The sequence below is a fragment of the Shewanella sp. SR43-4 genome, from assembly GCF_014163845.1.
GTDB classification, from domain to species: Bacteria; Pseudomonadota; Gammaproteobacteria; order Enterobacterales; family Shewanellaceae; genus Shewanella; species Shewanella vesiculosa.
In genome coordinates this window covers 1-223 of record NZ_JACJEB010000076.1, presented here as the reverse complement: position 1 = coordinate 223, position 223 = coordinate 1, and the positions used below count along the sequence as shown (strand labels likewise).

1 protein-coding gene is annotated in these 223 nt (G+C 52.0%); it reads right to left on the bottom strand.

Going from position 1 to position 223, the window contains the following annotated elements; translation table 11 throughout:
• Nucleotides 1-223: cadherin repeat domain-containing protein (locus H5123_RS20470; RefSeq protein ID WP_182699103.1), on the bottom strand; the 223-nt coding region annotated here is incomplete at both ends.

Here is a 223-nt window from a genome sequence, read left to right as displayed (position 1 = left end):
CGGTCACGGGATCAATCTCAAACCAAGCGTCGTCATTGCCGCTGACGATACTGTAGGTCACTGGCGTGCCTTCCGGATCGATGGCATTGACGGTACCGATCACAGTGCTGTCGCTGCTGTTTTCAAAATACGTAAAGTTGTAGCTGGTTTCGCCCACGGGTGGAGTGAACTCAGGCGTTTCATTGACATCAAGCTCAGTGAGGGTGACGTTAATGTTGGTGGT